Origin of the sequence: Leptolyngbya sp. AN10, from assembly GCF_050565645.1 — a bacterium.
Classification (GTDB): domain Bacteria; phylum Cyanobacteriota; class Cyanobacteriia; order Leptolyngbyales; family Leptolyngbyaceae; genus Leptolyngbya.
The window spans coordinates 44,427-71,422 of the sequence record NZ_JBNXVP010000037.1; the positions used below are offsets into that span (position 1 = coordinate 44,427).

The following is a 26,996-nucleotide window of genomic DNA, read 5'->3' on the forward strand; positions in this document are numbered from 1 at the left end:
GCTTCCCACGATTAGCCCGGAGATTTATTTCCGGGCGGGTGAATGCGATACACGATTACTTCTCAAACACTCTCTTAGATGACAGTGATCCCGTAAGCTGAAAAAACTCGTCTACAAATTGCCGATAATCCCGTGCTGGAATGAAGTTCGACTGATTGCGACTAGAGAGAATGATCATACTAAACGTCACCCCGATCAGAATTAGTTGAGACAGAAAGATCATCAGCAGTCCAATCACATAAGTTGCCCACCCCGGAATTGCCCAGTCGGTGAACAATCGAACAAATACAACCACCCCTAAGAGCGGGAAAAAGGCAGCGAGTAGAATCACGATCGTGAGTAAAATTCGCGTTCCAACAATGTCCCCGTAAACCGCGATCGAACTCAGTCCATGTGTAACCAGGGACACGAGATTCATCTTCGGTTGTCCTGCCAATCGACGCGCACGGGGCACTCCAACTTCGAGGTAAGGAATCCGCGATCGATAAATACCCGACGAGTAATGATTCCAGATTTCCGAAATCACCACAATGTTTTTGAGCAAGGTCGCAGGAAGCAAGCTAAAGTTTCCGACACTAATTTCTTTCCCAATCAACAGGCGAAAAATCCGCTTGTAGATGAAGTAGAAGAACTGAAAGGTTCGACCTTCAGAGCGTTTAATCCGCTTCGCAAAAATCGCTTTCGTGTGACCAACTTGCTCAGACACACTGAGTAAATGCTCGATTGCAAACGGACTATCTTCACCATCGCCATCCATGACTACGACTAAATCACACGTGAGATGATGATAGACATACGACAGTCCAACCGCGATCGCCCGTTGATGTCCTAGATTACGACGCAAACGCAGAACATTGACTTCCTGAATTTGACGATAGGTTTGCTGCTCTAAATCCGGTGGAACGAGATTGATCGAATAGTCATCCACCACGACAACACTCAGGTCGATTGTCTGTGGCAGACGAATTTGATCGATCAGAAGAAGTAGCTGCGAGAGTGCTTCCCAATCGTCAAAGACAGGAATGACGATGACAAGGTGCTGTTTTCCTGACTCTTTTCTGGAGAGTTCGTGCGGAATCGGTGAATTTGTCCGCAGTTCCATATCTTCAATCAGCACTTTGACGCTGATCGGGGTTCTTTCCCAATCTTCGGATGTGATTTGAAGAGAATCGGAAAGGTTAGCCATAGAGTGTACTTAGGGTGTACTGATTCTGCTGATTTGAATGAGCACGATCGCGCTAGTTGACAAACTGAAAATCTTTTACGCCGTTGAATCCGACGACGCGAGATTGCCGTCGGGTGAATTCGCCCACGGAGGGATTTCCAGAAGGATGAATCACCCCGGTTGCTTGTTGCCAGAGTTCAGGAGGCGCGATCGACAAGTCATAAGTACGATCGTGTTTGCGGACGTGATACCACTCGCGAGTTTGACATTCATCGCACCAGAACGCCTCTAACCATTCACCATCGAGCGATACAGTGGTTCGAGTGGCGACAACGAGCAGGGCGGAACGACGACCCATTCCCCGTTCTTGTAATTGCTCGACGCGATCGGCGTAGAGAGTGAATTTTTGGCTGACACTATCGAGGTAACAGCCGTGTTTTGGGCAGTAAATACTACGCCGTTTAGAACGTTTCCGATTTCGGTCACACCTTCTCTGCAATTCGACCTCCCTGAACTTCTGTCTGGTTGAAGGTTACGGCGGAGGAACTGAGATCAATTGACCGTCGAAGCCCACTCCATCAGGCAATCATTAAGTTTTTAACTGAGATATATAGAACTACGTCCGTGAATACTGAGATCAGGAAGAAACCAGTTTTGACGGTATAACTTAATCTTTTCAATTTTTCTGTGAAATTACGACGACAAAACGCTACATAACGCTAATTTGTATTAGTTGCAAACGGCTTGCGTCTGTAATTCTTCTATTTAAGTTGTTAATCTCCGTAAGTTCTTCTCTTACTTGCTTTTCACGGGCGGGGTTTTTACGATCGGTACGGAGACTACAAAGTGAAAAAAGCCATGTTTTTACGTATGAAAAACAGAGCATTTCCAAAAGAGCAAAATGTGTTTTTTGAGCAAATCCTTCCATATCAAGCAAATCAATGATTGCTGATTGAAGTAATATGAATCCGTACTCTCGTAGAAATACGGAGAGAGTTTTGAGGCAACTCCGTACATCTCTTGATACGGAGAAAATTCAGGACAGACGTTTGTGCTGATGACAACTCCGCATAATTCCGCGCAGTATGAAGAATAGACAGGGAAATCCGAGAATTTGCGGAAGAACTGACCAAACTACGGACAGCGGCGATTATGGCTTTGCATGTAGAGACGAAAGGCGAAATTCTATTAGTAGACGACGATGTGAATTTTGTGGCACTGATGCGGGGCTACTTGGCTCATCAGGGATATCGAGTGACGATCGCGGAAACGGGATCACAAGCGATCGATCTATTGGGCGATGTGAGACCGGATTTGATTATCTCAGATATTGTCATGCCTGAGATGAATGGCTACAAGTTTGCAGAAGCGGTTCGGAAATCGCCGGAGATTAATTGGATTCCGATTATTTTTCTGTCAGCGCGAGACCAGAGTCAGGATCGAGTGCGCGGTTTGAGTTCGGGTGCGACTGTCTACATGATCAAGCCGTTTGAATTGGCGGAGTTGAATGCTCAGATTGAATCGGCTTTGCGATCGTCTCACTTGATGCAGCAAAATCGCGCAAAACGGGCGGAATCGAGAATTTCTGTTCCGGAGGGCGTGAAGTTGACGAATACAGAGTTAACAGTGGCGAGATTAGTGGCGCAGGGATTGTCGAATTTAGACATTGCTCAGCGGTTGAATGCGAGTAAACGAACGATCGAGAGTCATATTAGCCACATGTTGAAAAAGACTTTGCTGAATAATCGAACGGAACTATCGCGCTGGATCATTGAGAATAATATGGAATAGCTTGCGAATGGCTCTGAGCCAGAGTGATTTCGATCGCGTCCAAAGTTTCCAGTACAGCCATTCGATTCGTTCGATCGGGGTTAAATGTTGGCGATATTTTCTCAGAAGTTGCCGGACTCGTCGATCGGAGCTTCCATCTGCCATCGCAATAAAAGTTTTTGTGCCTGCAATTCTGCGATAGTTGCCCCAGATTTGATCCACATATTGAATGTGTGCAACTTGCACTGCACGTAAGATGAAATCGAGATCCATTGCGTGATGATCGTCGATCGCATAATCGCCAATTTGATCATGCAGCGATCGATGATAAAAGTAAGCACAAGGATTACAAGGATAGGGATTCACATTGATCCCAACAACTAAATCGAGCAATCTGAGCTTTGTTGGTTTATTAATATCAATGATTTGGTTGTAATCATTCCAAATTTGGCAGTTTCCAACGACGAAGCTTGGTTCTGGTAGAGTTTTGAAGAGTTCATTCACTTGATTAAGTACATTTGGCTCATAGTAATCATCAACATTCAGAAACGTGATAATCTCTCCAGTTGCAAGCCGAATCCCTTTGTTCATCGCATCGGATTGTCCGCGATCTGGCTCAGAGATCCAGCGAATATGTGGATAGCGATCGGCATAATTTTTGACGATTGTGATCGTGTTATCCGTCGAACTGCCATCCATGATCCAGTGTTCAACATCGCTACAGTGTTGATCAATAACGGCTTGAAGACAGGATTCGATGAATTTTTCTCCATTAAAAACGGGTGTAACAATGGTAATCATGATCGATGCACGGAACCTGATGATTGATCAATACCATGTTGGGCTGCAAAATCAAAGTTGCTCGATCGCATGATGTAAGGTTTCCTCATGCTCTAATCGCGCTGTGATGAAGTCTGGATCAAAGTAGCGAGTTGTAAGTTCTTGCCCGAAACCGATAAAGCTCGGAACATTGAAAAGTAGCTTTAACGACAAACAAGCAGAACTCACCGCGAATACTCGAACATCACAGTTCTGGAAAGCTTTTAGAAAGAAGACCTCAAAGGGTAGAAAGAATAAATTTGGATCAGTAAGTAGAACAATCGTTTGATAGAGATCAGAGAGATTGTCTTTTAGTCGATCGATCTTATTGAGATCATCTCTGGGATGCGGTTTGATGACTAAAACGCTGTTGGGTAAGAGTTCGTGCGATGTCAGGAATTCTCGATAAGCTTGAATTTCATTGTCCTGAGATAAGCGATCGCCTTCTGAAAAGTTCGAGGTTAGTAAGATAGAAACTGGAGATTGTGAGATCGCTGTTTGAATTTCTCTAACTTGAGCTTCATTGACAAAGCTGGTGAACTGTTGGAACACGGTGAGTAAATGAGCGGGATCAAGTTTTACGATCGACATCGGTGGTGTTTCTCCAAAGATATCTGGCAGCACAAAATACCCAACTTTAAACGGCATTGAATAGAGCTTAGTTTTTAGTTTTAATCGCTCTCGAATTCGATGCCAGAGCGATCGAGCTTTCCACCAAGTCCAATCGACCCATTGATCGGGTGTAGGTGGCGGCGTAAACGGGCGACGAACAACTGCCGAATTTTCAGAGAAATACAATCCGATCCCGTCGCCGTAGCAGATTCGATTTGCTATTGGATAAGCATTGATCAAGAGTTGATTCGTGAATTGCCAGTTGCGGCACAGATAGATTTCATCCGTTTGATCTAGTCCAAGCCATTGGTGAACTGTGCTGTAGATTCGATGCGGTGGAGTGGAATCTAACTGATGTCCGATCGAATGAAGTTGCTCTGGTGTGAGATATACGATCGATGTCCAATTGCAGACCGATTCCGCCATTTGCTGAATGAATTTTGCAAACTCATGATGCTGTTGATCAGGTGCGTATAGTTCGTAAATTACAAGATAGTTCTCATCAGACTGCGATCGCTCTCTGTAGAACAGTGCTGAGAGTGCTGCTATCAGTTGTATACTGCCTTGGCAAGTAATAATACGCTTCATTTCGGGAGAATTCGGAAGAGTTGGTTTTTATAGATTGGTTGCAGTTGATAAGTTTCTTCGAGTTTGTTTTGAAGATAGCTCAGCGGTTTATAGAGATAAAGATTTGGCTGATTTGGAATCGATGGAACTTGGGGCTGAATCACAAGTTGAAACTGAGTTTCGGGTCGAACAAGATGGCTTAATGCTAAGATATCTCCGATCGTACCTTCTCCTTGAGTCGAAACCTCATTGCTAATCACAATCGGAGTTTGAGACTGATTGATTAATTCAGCGATCGCTTTATTTTCCTCAATCTGATTCTGAAAGACTTGTGCAGAACAAGAAAGCACCCCTGCGGTTAGAACGACGAATAAAGTAAGCTTCCAAAACGTTCGATATCTTCCACTTTGAATTCGAGTCGCTAACAGATAAGCAACTGCAATTTGAATTCCTAGATAGGTTGGTACAAAGTAGCGGCTGTTTGTCGATCGTATTCCGCCTGAAACAAGATCAGGAACAGCAATACAAAGCACTAATGGCAAAATGAGCAACAATACAAAGCTCCAGACCGCTTTCGGAGTTTGCTGAATGAGGGATTTAATCGATAGGAAAACGAGTAATGCGATCGCGCTTGCGAACAATAAATTGAATCTTCCAGTTAAGTTCTCTGTGAGGAACACAACCTGAAAATTAGTCATCCAATGTTCTAATAATTCTAGTACTGGAATCGATCGCGTCATCCAAGCACTCGTTCTTCTTACTTCACTAAAGTTCAACGCCACCATCACAAACCACGGCAAAGCTACACTCGCACTGATCAAGACTCCCTTGCGAATCTTATCGCGATAAAGCTGATAAACAACTTGGCTCATCACCAGAGGAACCGACAATATCATCGTGTAGAGCGTAGCAACGATCGATAAACTATAAATGCTCCAAGTCGCTTTTGTCTGTACTCGAATTGCTCGAAGTAACGCCGCTGACATGACTAAAATAGCTACTGTCCAAAGCGCATACTCTCGAACTTCCTGAGCATAGTAAACATGAAACGGAGAAACCGCCATCAGCATCACTGCAATCCAAGCTGTTAATGGTTGTGCAAATAGTTCAATGCAAAGCCAGAAAAGCGCAGGAAATACTAATAAACTCAAGAGAACAGACAGCGATCGCATTGAAACAACATCACTTCCAATCCACTGCATCCAATCTCGTGCGATCAAAGGGTACAATGCCCCTCGATGCGGCTCTTCTGCAAGCAAAGCACGGATTGTATCAACCCAGGTTCTCTCTGGCGTAACCTGTTGAAACTGAAGCAATTCTGAACGATCGATGAGTTGCCCATTAAACACGCTTTGTGTAATCTCAACGGTTGTATATCCTGCGGATCGAATCAGCGTAAAAGCTTCATCATGCCAGTAAGGTCTTTCTGCAAGTGCTGTGCATCGAAAAAAGATGCCAAGGATCAACAGAACTACTACTAACGCTTTTAATGCGCGATCGAGACTGTTCCAATAGTGAAGTAACTTTGTATTCATGAACGGATTGAGCGTAGAAAATCGATCGCGAAACGCACAATAGAGAGGTGCTTAAACTGTTGTTTTATCACTTTCTCTGAAGAAATTTGCTTCACTGCTAAATTTGACACACGATCTTTTTTCTCGCTATCCCCTTCAGGCATGATTTTTCGATAGACTATCCCCTGACCTTCAAGTGATAGACAATACGATCGACCAAAAAGTTCTACGGATAGTTTGATCGGGAAGCAGTAATATTGTTCTAATTGTCGATTCAATTGCTGTAGGGTGATTAAACGCGGATTTAGAACAATCAAAAATCCCAAATCACTTAAATGAGCAATAGAATCCTGAAGTGATTCAGCGTAATCAATCAAAATTAGCTGAAACGTTGACTCTGCTTCTAGAGACTGCTGTAAGCTAATCTGATTCTGAATTCCGGCTTGAATATGTGCAGCTTGAACCTCTGTAATTTGGTCAGGTTCAAGCCGATAAGTTAAATGCGATCGAGATAAATCTGCCAAGTCCGAAACGATTTCAGGACTGATACGATCGCACAAAATATTCAACGCTGGATAGACCCGGTGAATCTCTTGAACTAGCTCATATAACTGAATGCGCGTTTGGAGATTGAAAGTAGTTTGTGATCGACGATCGTGATCTCCTTGAAATAGTGATTCAATTTCATAATTGAAAATATAGTCATAGAGCTTTTGTTGAATGGCTTTGGGAGAATAGCGATCGAGAAATCGTTGATGTCCAGTTGCCGCAATTTGAGCCGCTTGCTCCGGGTGTGCAAGGTAAAACTGAATCTTCTCGTGTAGTTCCGTCTCATTCCCATAGCATTCAAAGTGAACGCCTTCCTCAAAAAGTTCAAATAAACCAGTTTGCGGACGAATCCGATCGGTCAGCAAGAATCCGCCTGCCATCAGCACTTCAAACACTCGGCGATTCAAATCACCGTTCAAACTTGTGTTCACAACAATGTGCGCTTTTGCATAATCCTGCAAACAGCTAATGTAGTCTTTTGTTTGAGCATCACAGGGATCAAGTCGATCTAAAAGATAGTTCCGATACCAATGAAGCTCTGATTTTGAACCTCGAAATACCACATCGTAGAGCTTTTCAGAAGCAGGCGGAACATAGAAATCAAGTACGATCGAGACTGGCAACCAGAACACGTTTTTCAGACCCGATTCAGCAAAAAAGTGTAGATGTTGCGGGCTTTGATAAGTCCAGTGATAGTCACAATCTAACTGTTGACAGTAGCGAATCATCTGGCTCAATCCACCATCCCCAAAGTGGAATGTATCACCAAGCTTCATCACTGTTGGACAATTAAGCTGAGACAGTCCACGCGGTTGAAAAGACATCAGACGCGCCGAGAGACTCACTAAATCAGGCTCAAATGGGAGTTGTTTAACAATTTGGCGAACATTAAAGCGACTGCTCTCAATTGCGATCGCATGTCCAGCTTGAACCGCTTCAATCGGTGGATTCGGACAAGCAATGATTCGAGATGGATTTGCTTGCGATAGTTCAAACGAAGACAGCGGAACGGGTTTATGATGCAACAACAGTTCTTTAATCATTGCTCGCGGTGGCGTAGAAAGTAAAAATAAATGGAGAGTAACACAATCACTTTTCGCAGTTTAGGCAAGTGAGCACAACGAACGATCGAGAAAAAAGTCTCAAATTCCTGCCGAGTCGGATGCGGAATTGATCGAAATTCTTGATCAGCAAATCGATCGAGATCTTCAGGTTCATTGAGTTTGACTAACCAGAATTTGAATAAGCGATCGACGGCTTGATCATACTGCTGAAAATATTTTGTCGATCGTGTTGTTGTTTTTCCATAAAATCCATTATTTCCATGTACGCGATATTTTACTAAAGGTTGATTGAGATAATACTTATGAGCATTCGCGATCGAGGCTCCATAACATAAACAATCATCTGCCCGAATTCGCCAATCTTCAAGATAAGGAATCGGAAAAATTCGCTCTAGAATGTGTCTCTTCATAGAAACAGTCGAAGTTCGATGTCCGATCCAAGTTCTGCGAAAGAGTGTACTAATTTTCGAGTAGCCGAGATCGCGAGTTCGATCATAGCAAGCAGCGATTCGTTTCTCCTTCCCAAATAGTTCTGCGCTGGTAAATAGAAACTCGCAATCAGGATGATTTTGATAGAACTCTAAAGCAGTTTCGATGTAATTATTTTTATACAAATCGTCAGCATCTAGAAAAAAGATAACATCGCCATTTGAGGCGCTAAATCCAGCTTGGAATGCTGAAAGTTGTCCTTCGTTTTTATCCTTTAAAATGAGACGAACTTGTTCTGATTTGCTTTGTAAAATCTCAGCCGATCGATCTGAAGAACAATCATCTACAACGATAATTTCATCGACTGGAATTGTTTGATTTAATGCACTCTCGATCGCATCAATGACATAATCCTGATAATTATAGTTATTGATAATTATTGAAGTTTTCAAGATGCTACCCTTCAACTGTTGACCATTCTGCACGTTTTAGAATCTTGCAGTGATTGGGCAGTCCGCCGCTTCCAGTTCCAAAAAAATCTCCGCCTTCTACGATCGACGGTGCAACATCGGTAATGTAATCTAAAACCTCCGCATTACCATGAGAAATAAAGATCGAAAATCGGTAAGATCCATTCGCTAATGGTAAATCTCGTACACAACATCGAATTGCACCACCCGACGGAACCAGCGATACGTTCTCATTGGTGAAATTGCTGCGGAACAAGAGTAAGCGATTTGCTCGATCGTCAAAAACATCTAAGCTCACAGCAACATTGTGCAATGGATAGTCGATCGTACTTTGATAGCCAATTTCAAATAGGTAATCTCCGCCCGATTGCATCACACTAACTTCTGATGCATTCAAATCAAGAATGCGAAAATGCGAAGCTCGAACCTTTCCACTTCCACTACGATCGCTTCTCAATTGCAACTCAGTCGAATTCGCCAAATCATAAGCTGCATCCAGATAGTACTGCACTGCTCCATGTGCTGTTCCATCGAACTTTAAACTTCCCTGCTGAAGCACCATTCCACGAGTACAAAGCGATTCCACCGTACTCAAATTGTGGCTGACAAACAAGACTGTTCGACCTTCTTTGCCCACATCTTCCATCTTGTTCAAGCATTTCTTTTGAAACTGCACATCCCCCACTGCTAACACTTCATCTACAATCAAAACTTCCGGTTCTAAATGTGCTGCAACTGCAAAAGCTAACCGAACATACATTCCCGACGAATAACGCTTGACAGGCGTATCCAGAAACCGTTCCACCTCAGCAAACGCTACAATCTCATCAAACTTCCGCGCAATCTCCGATCGACTCATTCCCAAAATTGCGCCATTGAGATAGATATTTTCGCGCCCAGTTAGTTCTGGGTGAAAGCCCGTTCCGACTTCCAGCAAACTCGCCACTCGTCCCCAGATTTCAACTCTGCCGCGTGTCGGCTCTGTAATGCGACTGAGAATTTTTAACAGCGTCGATTTTCCCGCTCCATTACGCCCGATAATGCCAACTCGTTCACCTTGCTCGATCGAAAAAGAAACACTATTCAACGCCCAAAATTCTTCCGATCGCACTCTCGGTTTTCGCTTGATAATCGATTTTGCCGTATCGACGATCGTATCTCTCAGCGTCATTGTGTTCTGATGAGCTAGACGCGAGACTTGGTAACATTTTCCCAGATTTTCAACCCGCAGCATTGGCATCGATCGCACCTAAATAATATCGGCAAACGTTCTTTCAACGCCACGGAAATAATAAATCCCCGTCCATACAAAGAGCAATATGATTATCAATGCTAAAAACAATCCAGGCAGATACAGAGATTGATCACCATTGAGAATCGCCCAGCGAAACCCGTCGATCACGCCCACCATCGGATTCAGCGAATATAAGAATCGCCATTGCTCAGGAATCACATCACTGCTGTAACCAACTGGAGAAATATATTGTCCAAGCTGAATCACAAATGGAATCAATTGCGCTACATCACGGAATTTGACATAAATCGAAGCAAACCACAATCCAAATCCAAACGCAGTCATGCCTGCCATTAAAACGAAAAACGGTAACGTCATGATCCGCCAAGATGGAATATACTGATACCAAATCATCAATCCGAGCAACAACAATCCAGAAACTAGGAAATCTACGAAATTTACCACGATCGCACTTGCCGGAACAATCAATCGCGGGAAGTAAATCTTAGAAATCAAATTCGCATTGCTCACCAAACTATTGCTCGTCTGAGCCAGCGAACTCGCAAAAAACTGCCAGGGTAACAAAGCCGCCAACACCAAAATCGGATACGGAGTCGTTCCCTGAGTCGGCAACTTAGCTAAATTGCTAAAAATCACCGTGAATACAATCATCGTCAGAAACGGTCTGATGATTGCCCAAGCGATCCCGATCGCAGTTTGCTTGTAGCGCACCAAAATATCGCGCCAGGATAAAAAGTAAAACAATTCGCGATATTGCCACAAGTCCCGCCAGTATTGCTGTTCTATCCGTCCCGCTTCGATCACAAATTTGGGTTTTGGCGATCGCTGCATTCCTGCTCCTCCTCAATTTCCTAATCAAACGCTATCGTAAAAGAATGCAGATTCGACGATTTCAACGCTTATTTGGCAGCGTTACTCAATTTTTATCGATTTTTCGCTACTGTGGACGTGCGATCGAGCTAGTTTGGACAACCAATCGCAGACTGACGATCACGATCGCGCTCTTCACATTGATTGGCGGGCTTGTCCCTGCGGTGATTGCTTACGTCGGCAAATTGATTGTCGATGCAGTTGTGCTCGCTTCTCGGACTGGATTAGAAAGCGATCGATGGATGGCTCTTACTTATCTGGGTTTTGAGGCGATCATGGTCGCGGTTCAATCGGGCAGCAAGCAAGGACTCGCATTAGTTCAATCGCTGCTTCGAGTATTGCTAGGTCAGAAAGTGAATGAACTCATTCTTGAAAAGGCTCTGACGCTGAATTTGACGCATTTCGAGGATTCAGAGTTTTACGACAAAATGACTCGCGCCAGACGAGAAGCTTCGAGCCGTCCGCTGAGTTTGGTCGGTCGCACCTTCGGAATTGTGCAAGATTCGCTCACTCTCATCACTTATGGCGGATTGTTAGTTCGATTCTCGGTTTGGGCGGTTGTGATGTTAATGATCGCTGCAATTCCAGCCTTTGTCGCAGAGACGAGATTTGCTGGAGAAGCGTTTCGATTATTCCGGTGGCGCACTCCTGAAACTCGCGAACAGAACTATCTCGAATGGCTAATTGCAAACGAATCACCTGCAATGGAAATTCGGCTCTATCAATTGGGCGGATTGTTGCTCGATCGATACCGATCAATCTTTCAGCGCTTGTATTCCGAAGATCGTGATCTGACTGTTCGACGTGGCATTTGGAGCTATGTTCTCGGACTAGTTAGCTCTGCTGCATTTTATGGTGCTTATGTTTGGATTGTATGGGAAACGATCGCAGGTCGAATCTCGCTCGGTGAACTCACCATGTATTTAGTTGTATTTCGCCAAGGACAAAGCGCCTTTGCTTCGATTCTCAGTTCAATTGGGGGAATGTACGAAGATTCGCTTTATCTCTCGAATCTCTATGAGTTTCTAGGTCAAGAGATTCCGCGATCGCAAGGAAACTCTACTCGCGGAACTTTACCCGGAGACGGTTTGCGCTTTGAAGAGGTCACGTTTTACTATCCTGAAGCAGACAAACCCGCATTAAACCAAGTGACCTTTCATCTGAAGCCTGGAGAAAAATTAGCGATCGTCGGTGAAAATGGATCTGGTAAAACTACGCTAATCAAGCTACTCACACGACTCTACACGCCGACTTCTGGACGCATTCTCTTAGATGGCTTAGACCTGCAAGCTTGGGATATTCCGGTCTTACAACGTCGAATTGGAGTAATCTTCCAGAACTTTATGCGTTACCAATTCAGCGTTGGGGAAAATGTTGGTGTTGGCGATGTGCAGAACTTAGACGATCGAGATCAATGGATCATTGCATCCGACAAAGGCAACGCGCTTTCGTTTATCAAAGAGCTTCCAGAAACCTTTGATACCCGCCTAGGACGATGGTTCAAAACCGGACGAGAACTATCCGGGGGACAATGGCAGCGAATTGCTTTATCTCGCGCTTTTATGCGAACTAGCGCAGACATTTTGGTGCTAGATGAACCTACTTCCGCGATGGATGCAGAATCGGAGGTGCAAATCTTCGATCGATTCCGCGAAATGACTCCCGACCAAATGGCAATTCTGATTTCTCACCGTTTCTCGACTGTGCGAATGGCAGATCGAATTCTCGTCATGTCAGCAGGCGAAGTTGTGGAACAAGGAAGCCACGAGGGATTAGTCGCATTGGGCGGACGGTACGCGCACTTATTCGCAATTCAAGCAGCAGGCTACCAATAAGTTAAGCAAGTTGCGATCTCAGTTGTTCAATTTGCTCAAGCGTGAGTCCAGTGATTTCAGCGATCGTCTCTGGAGTCATTTGTTTGAGTAGCATATTCGTTGCAACTCGTTCGATCGCGCTTTGTTCACCTTCCTGCCGTCCTTCCTGCCGTCCTTCCTGCAAAATCTCCTGATAAATTACAGACTCTCGCATCATTCCCTCCCGAAAAATCCGTCGTACTTGATTTTTATCGTACTTCAGTCCTGCCATCAGTTGCACATAGGTTGAAACTTCTTGCCGCTGTTGATTCGGCGTAATTTCGCTAACTTGCTGCGCTACTTGACGGAGTAGTGCTTCCGAACTTTGAGCTTGAGCAAACACAGCAAACGGTAGAAGAACTGGATCTTGTAGAAAATCAGTGGGATCTTGCTCCCAAAGTTTAATCACTTGAAATTCGTGGCGAGTCGTCTCAACTTCAAACACGGTTTCGATTGTTGTATTTTCCGAAGGTGGCAGTAACACTACCACAGCCTGAGTAATTGGAACCCGGTATAGACGGTACAATCTCACCCAATAGTCGATTAATCGCAGTGGCATGGGTGGATCAGAAATCCAAGTGGTTTGAAACTCCAGATGTAAAATTCTTCCTGCGGTACGAAAAAACGTGACCGAGTCAGCCCGAATCGGCTCGATGCTAAGTTCGGATTTGAGAATTTTGACAGAAGTAGGGGTTGATCCCAAAATCCAAGCTGCGAATCGATCGGGATGCTTTTCTGCGAGCAGTTTGCACAGGTTGTCAAAAGGCATTCATGAGCGAAAATAGATAGCGTGTTTAACGATAAAGCCAAACGCGCAGCAATGACAACAATTGTTCAGTATCAACAGGTTTAGTAATGTAATCGGATGCGCCTGCTTCGATACATTTTTCTCGATCGCCCTGCATCGCTTTCGCAGTTAGAGCAATGATCGGCAGCGATCGGAACTGTGCTTGCTGTCGAATTGCCTGTGTCGTCTCATAACCATCCATTTCTGGCATCATAATGTCCATCAGAACCACATTGATTTCTGGATGAGCTTGCAACGCTTCAATGCCTTCACGTCCATTTTCAGCATAAAACACTTCCATCTGTTGACGTTCTAGCAAGCTAGTAAGCGCGAAAATGTTCCGCACATCATCATCAACGATCAAGACTTTTTTGTTTGCTAACACCGAATCAACTTGGCGCACATCTTCGATCATTTGGCGCTTTGGTTGCGGTAAGTTCGCTTGAATTCGATGCAGGAACAATGCCGTTTCATCAAGTAAGCGTTCTGGCGATCGTACATCTTTGATAATGATCGTTTCTGCGAGTCGTTTGAGTTGCGTCTCTTCTGGGCGAGTCAGTTCTTTTCCGGTGTAGACGATGATTGGAATCTTAGATAAAGCCTCGTCTTGTTTGATCTGTTCAATCAGTTCAAAGCCGCTCATATCAGGCAATCCCAAGTCCATCACAATACAATCAATCTGATGTGCCTGTAGTTTTTCTAATGCTTCTTGTGCGGTGTAAGCTGCAATGCTATTCACATCGCCATTTCCAATCAGATCAATGACGCTTTGAGCTTGTACCCGATCATCTTCGATCACTAATAGATTCTTGACTCGTCGATCGATAAATGTCTGAATCTCTCCAAACAACTGAGTGAGATCATCAGAAGACACAGGTTTTTGCAAATATGCGATCGCGCCTAACTGCAATCCGCGCTGCTTCTGATCATCACTTGATAAGATGTGAACTGGAATATGCCGCAGTTCAGGATCACGTTTTAAGCGATCGAGAACCGTCCAGCCATCCAGATCTGGCAAATGCAGATCTAATAAAATCGCACGAGGCTTAAACTGTTGAGCTAATGCAAGCCCGGACTGACTTCTCAGGGCTGAAAGGACTTTGAATCCTTGTTGTCGCGCAATATCTGTAAGAATTCGCACGAAGTTCACATCGTCTTCAATGATCAATAAAACGCGATCGCCGGGTTGAATTAAAGCGCGATCGTCTGGAACCTCAGTGGTTAATTTTGGAACCTCGATCGGGCGAGAAATCGGAGCAGCAGTCGGAGTGACCGCAGGAGCAGACTCAGTATTCGGGATGGTTTGAGGAAGATAGAGCGTAAATGTACTTCCTCGATCGGGTTCGCTACTAATCTGAATAAAGCCACCTAAACGATGTGCTAACTCCCGACTGATCGAGAGTCCCAATCCTGTACCACCATATTTACGGCTCGTTGTTCCATCCACTTGCTGAAATGCTTCAAAAATCAATTGCTGCTTATCGCGTGGAATCCCAATTCCCGTATCTTTCACCGCAAAGAATATCTTCTGATCTTGAGTAGAACCAATGTGAACCGTAACGCTACCTTGCTCTGTGAATTTAAAGGCATTTGCAAGTAGGTTCTTGAGAATTTGCTGAAGCCGTTTGCTATCCGTTGCAATCACTTCGGGAGTTTGCGAATCGCGATCGATTGAGAAATTCAGTCCCTTACTGTTTGCAATCTGACGGAATGAGCGATCGAGACTCACTTGTAGCTCTGTGAGATTCAGTGGCTCATTGTCGATCGTAATCGTCCCCGATTCAATCTTGGCAAGGTCGAGAATGTCATTGATCAAATTCAGCAAGTCACTGCCAGCAGAATAGATTGTTCTACTATATTCAACTTGCTTATCACTTAAATTCTGCTCACCATTGTCGCTGAGAATCTTTGCCAGAATTAGCAAACTGTTCAGCGGTGTTCTCAACTCATGAGACATATTTGCGAGAAATTCAGATTTGTACCGCGATGAAATCTCTAACTGTTCTGCTTTCTCTTTCAGCGATAACATCGCTTGATCAATTTCATCATTCTTTTGTTCTACTTCGCGCTTCTGTGCTGCTAACAGTTCCGCTTTCTCTTCTAGCTCCTCATTCAATTGCTGTAGTTCTTCATTCGAGACTTTCAATTCTTCTTGTTGCTCTTGCAATCGAAGTTCCGATTCTTCTAAAGCGCGTGCTTGATCTTGAAGCTGGCGATTACTGCGATAGAGTTCTTCTTGCTGACTTTGTAGCTCTTCGGTTAGTGCTTGCGACTCTTCGAGTAATTGTTGTGTTTTAGCATCAGACGCGATCGCTCTGAGAACGACTCCCATTGTTTGCGCCAGTCGCTCTAGCAAGGTTAACTGAATCTCGTTAAATGCTTGTAGCGATGCAAGTTCAATCACCGCAACGACTTCATTTTCAAACAATACAGGCAGCACAATCACATTCAACGGAGCGGTTTCTCCCAAGCCCGATCGAATCCGAATATAGTCGCTCGGAACATCGGTTAAAAGAATTCTCTGTTTTTCTAAGGCACATTGTCCAACCAATCCTTCACCAAACTGGAACTGATTCGATAGTTGTTTTCGCTCTTGGAACGCATAGCTACTTAGGAGCTTTAACACGGATGATTGTTCTGCATCTAATACATAAAATGCACCATGCTGTGCGCCGACCAACGGAGCAAGATGCGACAACATCAATCGCGAAACTCTTTCTAAACTGCGCTCTCCCTGCACTAAATGGCTGAACTCTGCTAGATTCGACTGGAGCCACGTTTGTCGATCGCTCTTTTCCAAACTCACGCGCAGATTCTCGACCATCTGATTGAACGTGCGCGTTAAAATCCCCACTTCATCTTGTCGATCGAGTAGAGGCAATTTTGCGGTCAAATCTCCATCTGCAATCCGTTCTGCCGTTTGTGAAACCCGACTCAATGGCTTAGAGATATGCCGATTTAGCAAGGTTCCTAAAACAGCCAGCAGCACAAATCCGATCGGCATCCCGACTGCAATACTATTCAGCGTATTTTGCGCCGCACGATTCGCATCGGCTGAACGTCGATCGAGCAAAGACTGTTCGATCGCTCTCATCTCGTTCATCAGTTGGCGAATCTGATTCATTGTATTTCTGCCGCGATTCAGATCATTGGCGGCAGCTTGAACTCCACGAGTTCGTCGAATCTCGATTGGTCGTCGAAAGATTTCGATGCGCTGATCGACTAGATTATTCAGGCGCACGAAGTTCTGTTGCTGAATGATATTGTCGCTCGTTAGCTTTCGAGCCGATTTCTGTCGCTCCCTCAGCGTTGCGATCGTGCGATCGTAAGTGTCTAAATAAACTTGTTCGCCTGTGAGCAAATAGCCGCGCTGTGAACTCTCAGCTTCTTTGAGTAATGAAAAAATCTCTTCAAGCTGTCCCAAAACTTGATGAGTATGATTCACCCAGCCTGAAGTGTCAATCAGTTGCCGAGTTCCACGATATGAAGTGATCCCAATAATTGTAAAAATCGCCAACCCAAGTCCAAAAGTCGCACCGATCTTTGTGCCAATTTGTAAGCGCTTCAACATTTCTATCTTGTATCGATCGTTGCGTCCAATGGTCGATTGTCTAATGCTGCCTACAATGGATACATCTAACTAGAGATAGAGGGACGAGAAAATCCCATCCCCCAAATCGCTATTCTGGCTTGAATTCCAGTGCAACTCCGTTCATGCAGTATCTCAATCCGGTCGGGCGAGGACCATCCTCAAAGACGTGTCCTAAGTGTCCACCACATTTTGCACAGTGAACTTCCACCCGCTTCATGAAAAAGGATCGATCGATCGTCGTTTCAGTCGCGTTCTCTAACGGCGCGTAGAAGCTGGGCCAACCTGTACCGCTATTGAACTTCGTCTCAGAGGTAAACAGCGGCGTTCCACAGCCAGCACAAGAGAAGGTTCCTTTGCCATACTCTTTGTCGAGTGGACTGGTTCCAGCCCGTTCTGTGCCATGTTTGCGTAACACTCGAAACTGCTCTGGAGTGAGAGAGGTTTTCCACTCGTCTTCGGTTTTATTAATCTCAAACTGATTGTTTTGAGTGTTCATCTCGGCAATATTTCTTCTATTGTTTGTATCTTTATTTTAACAAATCGGCTCTGAATTTCCCTCGCAAGCCAGAAGCAAACCGATGCTCGATCGAGCTTGATATGAGTTGATTTATTGTAAGTGTTGCTATGTTCAGAAGACTTCTAGGATTGTTCAGTGTCTTGCTGCTAGGGTTTGGATTACCTGCAAATGCGGCTCCGTTCGGGGCAGGGGATAATTTTGTGACGGCTGCGATCGACAAAGTTGAACAAGCTGTCGTTCAGGTGAATGTCTCGCGCAATTTGGGCGGAGAAGTGCCGGGAGCGTTAAGACCGTTTTTAGGAAATCCTCAAGGTGGAGCAGGGCAACGAGTCTTACGCGGATTAGGTTCAGGCTTTGTGATTGATCAAGACGGCAAGATTCTCACCAATTCGCATGTGGTCGATAGTGCTGATACCGTAACGGTTTCGTTCCAAGATGGACGAGTGTTAGAAGGAAAAGTTTTAGGAAAAGATCCCGTCACAGATGTCGCAGTGATCCAAGTTCAAGCAGAGAATTTGCCCACTGTAGCTTTGGGAAATTCCGATGATGTACGGCAGGGACAATGGGCGATCGCAATTGGCAATCCGTTGGGTCTACAAGAAACTGTTACCGTCGGCGTGATTAGTGGAACTGAGCGATCGAGCGTTGATATTGGTGTTCCTGATAAACGAGTCGGATTCATTCAAACCGATGCCGCGATCAATCCTGGTAATTCAGGTGGTCCACTCTTGAATGCGAACGGTGATGTAATTGGTATCAATACTGCAATTATTCAGGGCACACAAGGATTAGGATTTGCCATTCCAATTAACACAGCGCAGAAAGTTGCCCAACAATTAATCGCAACGGGAACGATGACACATCCGTATATCGGAGTTCAATTAGTGGCGCTTGACCCGAACGTGAAAGATTTTATTAATCGCGCTCCGAATAGCCGCATGAAAGTAGAAGACGATCGCGGAATTCTAGTAGTCGGAGTCGGTCGCGGAACGCCTGCGGCAAAGGCTGGATTAAAAGCGGGAGATGTCATTCAATCGGTGAATGATCAAGCGATCGAGAATGTGAAAACGGTTCAGCAATTCGTGGATGAAGCGGGAATTGATGGCAGATTGAATGTCAGTGTGAAACGAAGCGATCGAACAGTTGCTCTGACGATTTCACCCGAACAATTGCCAGCGGTGGAAGCGCAATAGTTAAAAAAATCGGGGTAGACCTTACTCGCCTACCCCAAATCATTTAGCTAACCTGAGTTCGGGATGAGAAATGGTGGACATGCCCTAGCCAAATCCCTCTTGCTTCGTTGTGAGTCCGCCCGGAAATGAATCTCCGGGCTGATCAGGGCAACCCCGCTAAAGCGGGCTAAGAACTTTGTTTGACGCGATCAGCCCGGAGATTCATTTCCGGGCGGATGAATGCGTCAAACGATACCTTTTCAAGCACTTGCTTAACCCGAACTCAGGTTATCTAAGATCCGCTGCCGCCTGAGCGATCGCACCCAATTGCAACCCTGGCGGATACGCCCCTTCTTCCTTAATTTGCTTAATCGCCGCATCCGAAATTCTCAAATTCATTTTCGCCGCGATCGCTTTGACAATATCGCCTCGATCGATCACACCCGAAACCGCTTCTGCTGGCGATAGCACCGTCACTCGTGCTAGTTTCTGATTTTCTAATAGCTGAATCACTTCTACGATCGAGGTCGATTCCTGCACTGTGGGCACTTCCGTCAATGGATGCACAATCTCTAGGAGCGTTTTCGTTTCCCACTCACTGCGCTCGATCCGCTGAAGATCCTCAGCATTCACAACCCCCCGATATCGCCCATTCGATGCTGCATAGTAAATCGGGGCACGAACATCACTAATCAAATAATCGTCCGCAAACTTCCGCAGTGACATCGCCGCATCTAACACCCGAAAATCCCGAGTCATGGCATCTTCAGCTTTCACCTTCAACATCGCTTCCTGAAGTTCAGTAATGCGATCGTAAGCGCTGGCATTCTGCACCACGAACCATCCAATCACCGCGCCCCACAGCCCGCCACCATACGGCAAACCCAGCGATCGAGTTACACCGAATACATCCGCTGTTCCCCAAACGATCGCAATCGTGCCCAAGAACCGTCCAACTTTCGCCGCAGTCCGAATTCCTTTAATCTGGCTTCCCGTGAGCTTCCACACGATCGCTTTTAGCACCTGTCCACCGTCCAGCGGCAATCCAGGAATCATGTTAAACAGCGTCAGAATTAGATTGATTAACGCCAACTCCCGCAACAGCACTTCGAGCGGCATCGCTGTATTTTGCGTGAATCCTGTAATGAGACTCAGCAAGAGAAACAGAATAAAACTCACCGCCGGACCTGCGATCGCAACTTGGAACGCTTTTCCTGGAGTTTTCGGCTCTTGTGCGATCGCAGCGATGCCACCAAAGAAAAACAGTGTGATCGACTGCACTCGAATGCCTTGCACTTTCGCGACTAGGCTATGCCCCAATTCGTGAAGGAGCACCGAGGCAAACAGCAACAATGCCATCGCAAACCCAGTTCCCCAGGCAACCGGAGTTCCCCAATCGGGATAGCGAATCTGCCACCGGAGCGCATTACTCAACGTGACAATCACAAGGATAAAGAACCAGGACGGGTCAATAAGCAACGGAATGCCAAAGAGTGACCCAACTCGCCAACCGGATTGCATGAATGGTTATTCCAAAAGCATCTAACTCCAGCATACGAGATGAACAGAATGTAGCGCGGGTGAGATAACCCAACCTGCTAAAAGTTTAGATTTTATTCATCTATGCAAATTAGCTTTCTGAAGCCTTCGAGAGTTCTTCCGATCGCGGAACGTTCATCGCCATCGAATCAGTTGCAACCACGATCGTAGAATGCGGCGATCGTAAAGATACCAAAATGCTTTTCAGTACCACTGCGATCGGAACTGCTACCACAACACCTAACAATCCCCCAACTCGCGCTCCCATCAAAATCGAAATGAATACCCAAACCGGATTCAATCCCGTAAAACTGCCTAAAACACGCGGCATAATCAGATTCTCAATAATCTGCTGCACGATCAAAGACGCGATCAGAACTTCTACACCGAGTCCAATATCGCGTAATGCTACAAGCAACGATACAACCGCAATTCCAACTGAACCCCCAAACGGAATCAGTGCCATAGTTCCGATCGTCAATCCAAACAGCAATCCAAACGGAACTCGCAGAGTTAGAAAAATTACAGTCAATACAAATCCCATCGAGGTCGATGAAATCAACTGACTGAAAAAGAAATTTTGAAAGCTGAGGCGCAATGTTTCGGTGAATGGATCTCGAATGCGAGTCGGCAACCATTCGACTAAACTTTCCCAAAGTCGATCGCTATGTTGTAGCAAATAAAACGTCAATACCAGCGTCAACAGCAAATCAAGCAAACTGGTTACGGTAATGACAGCCAATCCAAGAATATCGCCTGCCAATCGTTGCAATTGATTTTTCACCGGAGCCGTGATCTGATCTGCCAACACATCAAGACTAATCGGAAATCCTGCTTTCTCGATCTGATCATTGAGCAGAATCAATTGTCGCTGTCCCGAATCGATCCAATCCGGCAATCTCACTACAAGTTGCTGGGCTTGTTGGAGTGCCAGCGGAACGAGCGTGACCCCGATCGCAAGCAAGATCGAAATCGTGAATAGAAAAACCACGATCGCGGCTCTTCCTCGTGTAGTTCCGTGTTGCTGCATGTAGCTGACGGGATAATTCAGCAGGAAAGTGAGCAACGCCGCGCCAACTACGATCGCTAATAGGGAATGGAAATAACTAAAAATCGATGAGAGCGCCCAGGCATTCAGCACCACAAGCGGCACAAAAGTGGCGATTAAGATCGCTTTCGATACGGGAGACAGGGACTCCCACCAAATCCACAATTTATTGCGATGAGGCATGATGCAACAACTAACAACAGAAATTCACGAGAGTGTTTTGGGCAGTCTCTAGATATTATTATCGCGCTTTCGTTTCGGTTCATCCTCCTTCCTTGTGATTCCCTTGTGTTATGAATGACTTCGATCGCTTAGAACCTGATGCAGTTCGGCATCTTCAACTATTTTTCTACCTTTTACCCGTTTTTGGGTTTTTTCCGGCAATTTGGACGCTGTATCGTCGATCGGGCAGTCGGCAAGAACGAATTTTGAGCCGATTCGTGATCAAATTTGCAATGGGCTGGTTGCTTCTCTACGGATTAATGGGCGCAAGCGCGTTCACGTCTGAATCTGCTCAATTGCCGCTCCTGTTGACCGCAAGTTTTATGACTTCTGGCTATTTTGTGCTGAATCTCTATCTGATGGTGCGGTTATGGCAGCGGAAAACGATTTCTCTTCCGCTTATCGGGAAAGTCGGTCGATTGCTTTAAGAATGTGATCCAGTTCGATCTTCGATGAATTCTGCGACAGGGCTTCGATCGCTGAAATTCGAGCGATTTCCTGAATTTCTCCGCCTGTCAGAATGTACTTTTTCGCCAGCGTTTTCCATTCAATTGCGGCAACGGGCGTTTCTTTCGGAAAGGCTTGTTGCCAAAGTTGAATTCGTGCCGTTGTATCGGGTTTAGGAAATTCGATCGTGAAATCAATCCGCGATCGCAAAATCGCCGGAATCGCCAATCGATGCCGCACACTAAAACAAGTCAATCCGCTACGAGACTCAATCAATTCAATTACTTTCGCGATCGGAGCCGATCTCGTTAACCATCGTTCCGCTGATTTAATCAGCAACAGTGGGGAGGTTAGATCTTTGGTTGGATCGATCTCTAAATCAATCTCGGTTAACGGCAATTCTAATTTTTGAGCGATCGATTGAATCGCGATCGTTTTTCCCGTTCCACTTGCGCCAATCAATAACACGGTGATGCCTTTTGATTGCTCAAATCCCCATTCCTGCAATTGAGACGCAAACCGAATTTGGTCATAAATCTCTTCTAATTGGTCTTGAACTAGCTTTGGTAGGATTAAATTGACTGATTGCAGCTTCGATCGCGTCATCGCCAGTTCAAAGGGCATTTCTGGCGAAACCAACTCTTCTAACGCCGCCAAATCTGCGGGTTCACTCAGCAAATAATTAATGCAATCATCTGAAAGTTTCAACGATCGAGACAAAAACATTGATTGCTGATTTTCTTCGACTTCAATCAATCCCGATTTCATCAATCGACTCGAATCAATCAAGCTCGATCGTACTGTTCGCCATTCTGCATCATTTCGACACAGCAATCTCAGAACTAAATCGATCGTTGGTCGCTCCGAAATATCTTCACCACTCTGCAAATATCCAAACAATTGAGCATAACGGCGATGAACTTCCGGCGCGAGGGCAATCAGAACAATATTTTTCTCAAACGTCGTCAGATTTAGTCGATCGCACAACATCGGCAACGCGAGTCCAATTCCCCGTTGCAGACTCGCTTGGATTCGTGCCTCTAGTTGCTGTTGATAACTCGGAGTTGCTTTCGGTGGTTTCACTGGAGAATCAAACGCGATCGCGTCCTCCAGACTGATCAATCCTTTCCACCAATGACTGGTTGCGCGATCGGCTTTCGTTTGCGCCACCCGCTCGACTGCTTTCGTATCCTTGCGCTGTTTTGCCACGGCAGTCAACAACAACCGCTCCAGCCAATTAAATTCAACTTTAAGATACGTCCAATTGTCGAGAAAAGGTTCCGCAGGCATTTGTCACCGAATCGATCGCAAGTTAGAGCATAGTACTCTACTTCAGCCGATTCAGAAATTCGATCGGTAATCCATCTGCATCAGCAATAAACGCCACTTCATAAACTCGATCGCCAATCATTTGCTGCGTCGGCTCTAGTAACACCGTCAAAGCCTGATCTTGCCCTTCCAATTTCGTCTTGAGTGACTCAATCCACTGCGGCAATTCCTCCGCCAATTCCGTCACATCAAACGACAGATGGTAGTACCCAGTGTAATGCTCATCATTGAACGCATCTGGAACGGGTTTTGGTTCAGGAATTTGCAGCAGTTCAATTCGTCCGCCCAACCCTTCCATCCAGCAAGCCAATGTATAGCCTGTTTGGAAGCGTTCACAAACCTGGAAACCAAGCTGTTCGTAAAATGCGATCGCCCGAAAAATATCAGCCGTCCGAATCGAAACGTGGTGCAAATCTGGATTATTAAGTCGCTTGGTAAATTGTCGCAGAACAGCGTTGATCGCGGCTTTCGGATCATCACTTTGAGTTTGAAACCAAGCTAGAACATCGGGATCAATCTCCGCTTCACTCATCTGACCCAATCCTCTACTCAAATAACCGGAAGTACGGATATCTCACAGGTGCACCGGGTTCCTTTTCTAAATCAAAATTGATCACATCCCAGCAGGGATCGTCTTTCGGATCAGGACTGAACTCAACTGGAAGCCCGTAGAGCCTCGGTTTCGGAGAATCGGACTGTCCACGCCAAGGCGTACTCCGCTCTAAATAGGTGCTGATCAGTTCTTTATACCGTTGAGCAATAATCACACGAGTTGCGCGATACCCTTGCGTATACAGTCGATCGAGCGCTTCATGAATCTCAAATCGAATTCCATCCGGATGCGTGTGTTGGCGATACCATTCATCGTTCCACAGCCGCCAGTGACGTGCCGATTGGAGATGAATCAATTCGCCCGTCTTCGGATTCGCTTCAAATGCGCCATGACGCGGACACAAATAAGTATCAGTCAGTGTCAATGCCGGAATGGTTTGCCGACAATGGGGACACTGGATTTCGGGACCAAAAATCGGATACTGAAAACTGGGATTAATCATGAAGTACGGGCACTCAAATCATTTCATTAATGTGAAGCGCGATCGTGAAATTATTATAACGGTCAACTTTTGCGCGTTCTAGAATCATTATCACCGTGAATCCTTCTGATTTTCCATCCTTTACGCCAACTTATTGGAATCCGCCCGATTTATCACGCTCCGCTTTCGTCGCTCCGAATGCTACGGTGATCGGAAATGTCGAAATTTCTCCCGGTGTGAGCATTTGGTACAACGCAGTCATACGAGCGGATGTAGAGCGAATTGTCCTCGGAGCCAGCACCAATATTCAAGACGGAGCCATTCTCCACGGCGATCCCGGTCAACTAACAATTCTTGAAGATTTCGTTACAGTCGGGCATCGAGCCGTGATTCATAGCGCCCATATTGAGCGTGGGTGCTTAATTGGAATCGGCGCGATCGTACTAGATGGCGTTCGAGTCGGGGCAGGCAGCATTATCGGTGCGGGATCAGTCGTAACGAAAAATGTTCCGCCCCGATCGCTCGTCATCGGCGTTCCCGGCAAACCGATTCGCGAACTCTCAGACTCCGAAGTTGAACATTTGATCGAACACGCCCAACATTACGAAAAATTAGCACTCGTTCACGCAAATAAAGGAACTGACCTGGGATTCCATGTACAAATGTGAACTGCCTGAGAGAAGTACTTTGAAACCCATCCAAAATACGGTACAAATTTAAATAATTGAAACGTCTGATTAAACGAGAGAACTGGTATGGATTTTGACTTTCGCGTCTTGATTGTGTTATTTCCGATCATTCTGGCGGGCGGTTGGGCTGTTTCCCGCATTCTTCCTTACGCATTGCAGCAAGTAAAAGGCTTCTTGGCGAAATAGTCGCATCATTGAGCCTTTCTGTTCGGAGCCGACTTTTCTAGCGATAGAGAAGTCGGTTTTGTTTTCTTGATAAGCTTATCGATCGAACAAGTAATTTCAGGTGATAGCAATGCTCGACGAACAGGCAAAAAAAGCGATGTTGCTCAAAATTCCCCACGGGTTGTACATTTGCGGGGTGAAAGATGGCGAAGAAGTGAACGGCTTTACTGCAAGTTGGGTGATGCAAGGATCGTTTAAACCGCCGATCGTGGTGAACTGTGTCAAAGCAGATTCCGGCTCAAATCAGATGATTCGCAAGAGTGGCGTATTCGCGATTAGTTTCCTTGAAGCGGGACAGAAAGACCTCGCACAAAAGTTTTTCAAGCCTCAACGTCGCGTGGGAAATAAATTCGAGGATGTTGAATTCTATCTCGGTGAAACGGGATGCCCGATTATTTCTGATTCACTGGGCTACGTCGAATGTCAAGTGGTTGGCACAGTTGATCACGGCGATCACACCGTTTTTGTAGGGGAAGTAATCGCGGCAGGGGTACATCGTGAAGGCGATCCATTACGGCTTGAAAGTACAGGATGGCAATACGGCGGTTAATCCGGAGATGGCAGGTGTGGAGCTTGAAGTAGAGACTAAAGCACTCCCGGAACAGATATGAATCGTGCAATTTTAAGTTTAGCTGTGGCGATCTTCTCAATCTCCCCTGTCATTCCTGCGATCGCTCAAACTCCTCGATCGACAAATTCAACTGAGTTTCCCGCTCAAGGTGCAAGTATGCAGTCGTTGGTTCCAAAAGGCTGGAAAGTCGAATCAACGGCACAGGGAGATTTGAATGGCGATCTGCGACCGGATGCGGTTCTAAGATTGATCAGAACTTCAGGGGAAGATCGCGTTCGCGTTCTTCTCGTTCTACAGCAGCAATCTAACGGTCAATGGCGACGAGTCGGTTTCGCTCCCCGTCTATTGCTCTGTTCAACTTGTGGCGGAATGTTGGGATCGATTGATATCAAAATCGAGAACGGTGTGATTCTAGTCGATCAATTGCGCGGCTCTCGTGAAGCAGTGAATACCCTACATCGATTCTGGATTGATAAAGCTTCTAATCGACTGGTGTTGATTGGATTCGATATGAATGTTCGCGATCGTGCAACGGGCGACGAAACTCGCGAAAGCAGCAATTTCTTGACAGGGCAAAAAATTACAGAGAAGTATCGCCCAAATCGACAGGGCACTGACATTGAGTTAGTTTCGCGTCAGCGATCGACCATTCCGAAAACGACAAGAGCGATTGAAGCTGTCAATATCGACGAAACCCGACTTTAAACGGAAAAGAACGGGTCAAGAACAGTCTTTCTCGTTCTCAACCCGCTTTTAAGCAATTAGGAGATTTCTACGAAAGAGCTTACCGCTTGAAAGACTGCCCTTCGGCTTCGCTCAGGGCGCGATCTCTAGCTGACTGAGCGAAGCCGAAGACAGCGGGTAATTTGTTTTCGATAAATCTCCTT

The 26,996-nt window shown here is 45.5% G+C and carries 25 protein-coding genes; 8 read left to right on the forward strand and 17 right to left on the reverse strand.

Annotated features, from left to right (window positions below; all coding sequences use genetic code 11):
- Window positions 1–55: 55 nt before the first annotated feature.
- Together ACQ4M5_RS32935 and ACQ4M5_RS32940 are read right to left on the reverse strand one after the other, a co-directional pair.
- Window positions 56–1,186, reverse strand: a complete 1,131-nt coding sequence (locus tag ACQ4M5_RS32935) for a glycosyltransferase (RefSeq protein WP_430680042.1) — start codon at window positions 1,184–1,186, stop codon at window positions 56–58.
- A 52-nt stretch (window positions 1,187–1,238) separates the two neighbouring features.
- Window positions 1,239–1,664 (reverse strand): hypothetical protein, encoded by a 426-nt coding sequence (locus tag ACQ4M5_RS32940; RefSeq protein WP_430680043.1) that lies wholly within the window; start codon window positions 1,662–1,664, stop codon window positions 1,239–1,241.
- Between the two features lie 653 nt (window positions 1,665–2,317).
- Between ACQ4M5_RS32940 and ACQ4M5_RS32945 the strand changes: the two genes are divergently transcribed.
- Window positions 2,318–2,956, forward strand: a complete 639-nt coding sequence (locus ACQ4M5_RS32945; protein ID WP_430680044.1) for a response regulator transcription factor — start codon at window positions 2,318–2,320, stop codon at window positions 2,954–2,956.
- On the opposite strand, the gene ACQ4M5_RS32950 is transcribed toward ACQ4M5_RS32945, so the two are convergent.
- The 7 genes from ACQ4M5_RS32950 to ACQ4M5_RS32980 are packed head-to-tail and all read right to left on the reverse strand — an operon-like array spanning window position 2,921 to window position 11,045.
- The gene (locus ACQ4M5_RS32950) at window positions 2,921–3,736 is read right to left on the reverse strand and encodes a glycosyltransferase family 2 protein (protein WP_430680045.1); all 816 of its coding nucleotides are present in this window, start codon (window positions 3,734–3,736) and stop codon (window positions 2,921–2,923) included. The two genes, ACQ4M5_RS32945 and ACQ4M5_RS32950, sit on opposite strands and share 36 nt — an antisense overlap.
- A gap of 51 nt (window positions 3,737–3,787) precedes the next feature.
- Window positions 3,788–4,954 carry a polysialyltransferase family glycosyltransferase gene (locus tag ACQ4M5_RS32955; protein ID WP_430680046.1) on the reverse strand — a complete coding sequence of 389 codons (1,167 nt, stop codon included), beginning with the start codon at window positions 4,952–4,954 and terminating at the stop codon, window positions 3,788–3,790.
- Entirely contained in the window at window positions 4,951–6,468 is a 1,518-nt protein-coding gene (locus tag ACQ4M5_RS32960; protein WP_430680047.1) for a glycosyltransferase family 39 protein, read from the reverse strand. The genes ACQ4M5_RS32955 and ACQ4M5_RS32960 overlap by 4 nt, the downstream gene beginning before the upstream one ends.
- Window positions 6,465–8,039, reverse strand: a complete 1,575-nt coding sequence (locus tag ACQ4M5_RS32965; RefSeq protein ID WP_430680048.1) for a glycosyltransferase family protein — start codon at window positions 8,037–8,039, stop codon at window positions 6,465–6,467. Before ACQ4M5_RS32965 ends, ACQ4M5_RS32960 begins: the two co-directional genes overlap by 4 nt.
- A complete protein-coding gene (locus ACQ4M5_RS32970; RefSeq protein ID WP_430680049.1) occupies window positions 8,036–8,941 on the reverse strand; it encodes a glycosyltransferase family 2 protein in 906 nt (301 codons plus the stop codon). Before ACQ4M5_RS32970 ends, ACQ4M5_RS32965 begins: the two co-directional genes overlap by 4 nt.
- A gap of 4 nt (window positions 8,942–8,945) precedes the next feature.
- A complete protein-coding gene (locus ACQ4M5_RS32975; protein WP_430680050.1) occupies window positions 8,946–10,199 on the reverse strand; it encodes an ABC transporter ATP-binding protein in 1,254 nt (417 codons plus the stop codon).
- Window positions 10,200–10,208: 9 nt separating this feature from the next.
- Entirely contained in the window at window positions 10,209–11,045 is an 837-nt protein-coding gene (locus ACQ4M5_RS32980; RefSeq protein WP_430680051.1) for an ABC transporter permease, read from the reverse strand.
- 44 nt (window positions 11,046–11,089) lie between these two features.
- Here ACQ4M5_RS32980 and ACQ4M5_RS32985 point away from each other — a divergent pair, with 44 nt between their 5' ends.
- Window positions 11,090–12,919 carry an ABC transporter ATP-binding protein gene (locus tag ACQ4M5_RS32985; protein ID WP_430680052.1) on the forward strand — a complete coding sequence of 610 codons (1,830 nt, stop codon included), beginning with the start codon at window positions 11,090–11,092 and terminating at the stop codon, window positions 12,917–12,919.
- Between the two features lies 1 nt (window position 12,920).
- Here the strand turns inward: ACQ4M5_RS32985 and ACQ4M5_RS32990 are convergent, their stop codons facing one another.
- The 3 genes from ACQ4M5_RS32990 to msrB all read right to left on the reverse strand — a co-directional run bounded on the left by ACQ4M5_RS32990 (window position 12,921) and on the right by msrB (window position 17,812).
- The gene (locus tag ACQ4M5_RS32990) at window positions 12,921–13,706 is read right to left on the reverse strand and encodes an Rpn family recombination-promoting nuclease/putative transposase (RefSeq protein WP_430680053.1); all 786 of its coding nucleotides are present in this window, start codon (window positions 13,704–13,706) and stop codon (window positions 12,921–12,923) included.
- 25 nt (window positions 13,707–13,731) lie between these two features.
- The gene (locus tag ACQ4M5_RS32995; RefSeq protein ID WP_430680054.1) at window positions 13,732–17,295 is read right to left on the reverse strand and encodes a response regulator; all 3,564 of its coding nucleotides are present in this window, start codon (window positions 17,293–17,295) and stop codon (window positions 13,732–13,734) included.
- A gap of 109 nt (window positions 17,296–17,404) precedes the next feature.
- Window positions 17,405–17,812, reverse strand: a complete 408-nt coding sequence (gene msrB / locus ACQ4M5_RS33000) for a peptide-methionine (R)-S-oxide reductase MsrB (RefSeq protein WP_430680055.1) — start codon at window positions 17,810–17,812, stop codon at window positions 17,405–17,407.
- Window positions 17,813–17,940: 128 nt separating this feature from the next.
- Here msrB and ACQ4M5_RS33005 point away from each other — a divergent pair, with 128 nt between their 5' ends.
- Window positions 17,941–19,026, forward strand: coding sequence for a trypsin-like peptidase domain-containing protein (locus ACQ4M5_RS33005; RefSeq protein ID WP_430680056.1), 1,086 nt, complete (start codon window positions 17,941–17,943; stop codon window positions 19,024–19,026).
- Window positions 19,027–19,293: 267 nt separating this feature from the next.
- On the opposite strand, the gene ACQ4M5_RS33010 is transcribed toward ACQ4M5_RS33005, so the two are convergent.
- Both ACQ4M5_RS33010 and ACQ4M5_RS33015 read right to left on the reverse strand, forming a co-directional pair.
- Window positions 19,294–20,526, reverse strand: coding sequence for a site-2 protease family protein (locus tag ACQ4M5_RS33010; RefSeq protein ID WP_430680057.1), 1,233 nt, complete (start codon window positions 20,524–20,526; stop codon window positions 19,294–19,296).
- A gap of 109 nt (window positions 20,527–20,635) precedes the next feature.
- A complete protein-coding gene (locus tag ACQ4M5_RS33015; RefSeq protein ID WP_430680058.1) occupies window positions 20,636–21,775 on the reverse strand; it encodes an AI-2E family transporter in 1,140 nt (379 codons plus the stop codon).
- A gap of 110 nt (window positions 21,776–21,885) precedes the next feature.
- Between ACQ4M5_RS33015 and ACQ4M5_RS33020 the strand changes: the two genes are divergently transcribed.
- On the forward strand, window positions 21,886–22,242 hold the full coding sequence (locus ACQ4M5_RS33020) for a hypothetical protein (RefSeq protein WP_430680059.1): 357 nt from the start codon (window positions 21,886–21,888) through the stop codon (window positions 22,240–22,242).
- Here the strand turns inward: ACQ4M5_RS33020 and ACQ4M5_RS33025 are convergent.
- From ACQ4M5_RS33025 to ACQ4M5_RS33035, 3 genes are read right to left on the reverse strand one after another with little or no spacing between them, the layout of a single operon-like run.
- Window positions 22,214–23,551, reverse strand: coding sequence for a hypothetical protein (locus ACQ4M5_RS33025; RefSeq protein WP_430680060.1), 1,338 nt, complete (start codon window positions 23,549–23,551; stop codon window positions 22,214–22,216). The genes ACQ4M5_RS33020 and ACQ4M5_RS33025 overlap by 29 nt on opposite strands.
- A gap of 37 nt (window positions 23,552–23,588) precedes the next feature.
- Entirely contained in the window at window positions 23,589–24,122 is a 534-nt protein-coding gene (locus tag ACQ4M5_RS33030) for a VOC family protein (protein WP_430680061.1), read from the reverse strand.
- A 13-nt stretch (window positions 24,123–24,135) separates the two neighbouring features.
- Window positions 24,136–24,645: a TIGR02652 family protein gene (locus ACQ4M5_RS33035; protein ID WP_430680062.1), complete on the reverse strand. Its 510-nt coding sequence runs from the start codon at window positions 24,643–24,645 to the stop codon at window positions 24,136–24,138.
- Between the two features lie 95 nt (window positions 24,646–24,740).
- On the opposite strand from ACQ4M5_RS33035, the gene ACQ4M5_RS33040 reads away from it, so the two are divergent.
- From ACQ4M5_RS33040 to ACQ4M5_RS33055, 4 genes are all read left to right on the forward strand, one after another.
- Complete coding sequence (locus ACQ4M5_RS33040) at window positions 24,741–25,292, forward strand: gamma carbonic anhydrase family protein (RefSeq protein ID WP_430680063.1); 552 nt, start codon at window positions 24,741–24,743, stop codon at window positions 25,290–25,292.
- A gap of 87 nt (window positions 25,293–25,379) precedes the next feature.
- Window positions 25,380–25,499: a photosystem II protein Y gene (locus ACQ4M5_RS33045; RefSeq protein ID WP_190379508.1), complete on the forward strand. Its 120-nt coding sequence runs from the start codon at window positions 25,380–25,382 to the stop codon at window positions 25,497–25,499.
- Window positions 25,500–25,608: 109 nt separating this feature from the next.
- Window positions 25,609–26,088, forward strand: coding sequence for a flavin reductase family protein (locus ACQ4M5_RS33050; protein WP_430680064.1), 480 nt, complete (start codon window positions 25,609–25,611; stop codon window positions 26,086–26,088).
- A gap of 57 nt (window positions 26,089–26,145) precedes the next feature.
- Window positions 26,146–26,814: a hypothetical protein gene (locus ACQ4M5_RS33055; protein ID WP_430680065.1), complete on the forward strand. Its 669-nt coding sequence runs from the start codon at window positions 26,146–26,148 to the stop codon at window positions 26,812–26,814.
- Window positions 26,815–26,996: the final 182 nt, after the last annotated feature.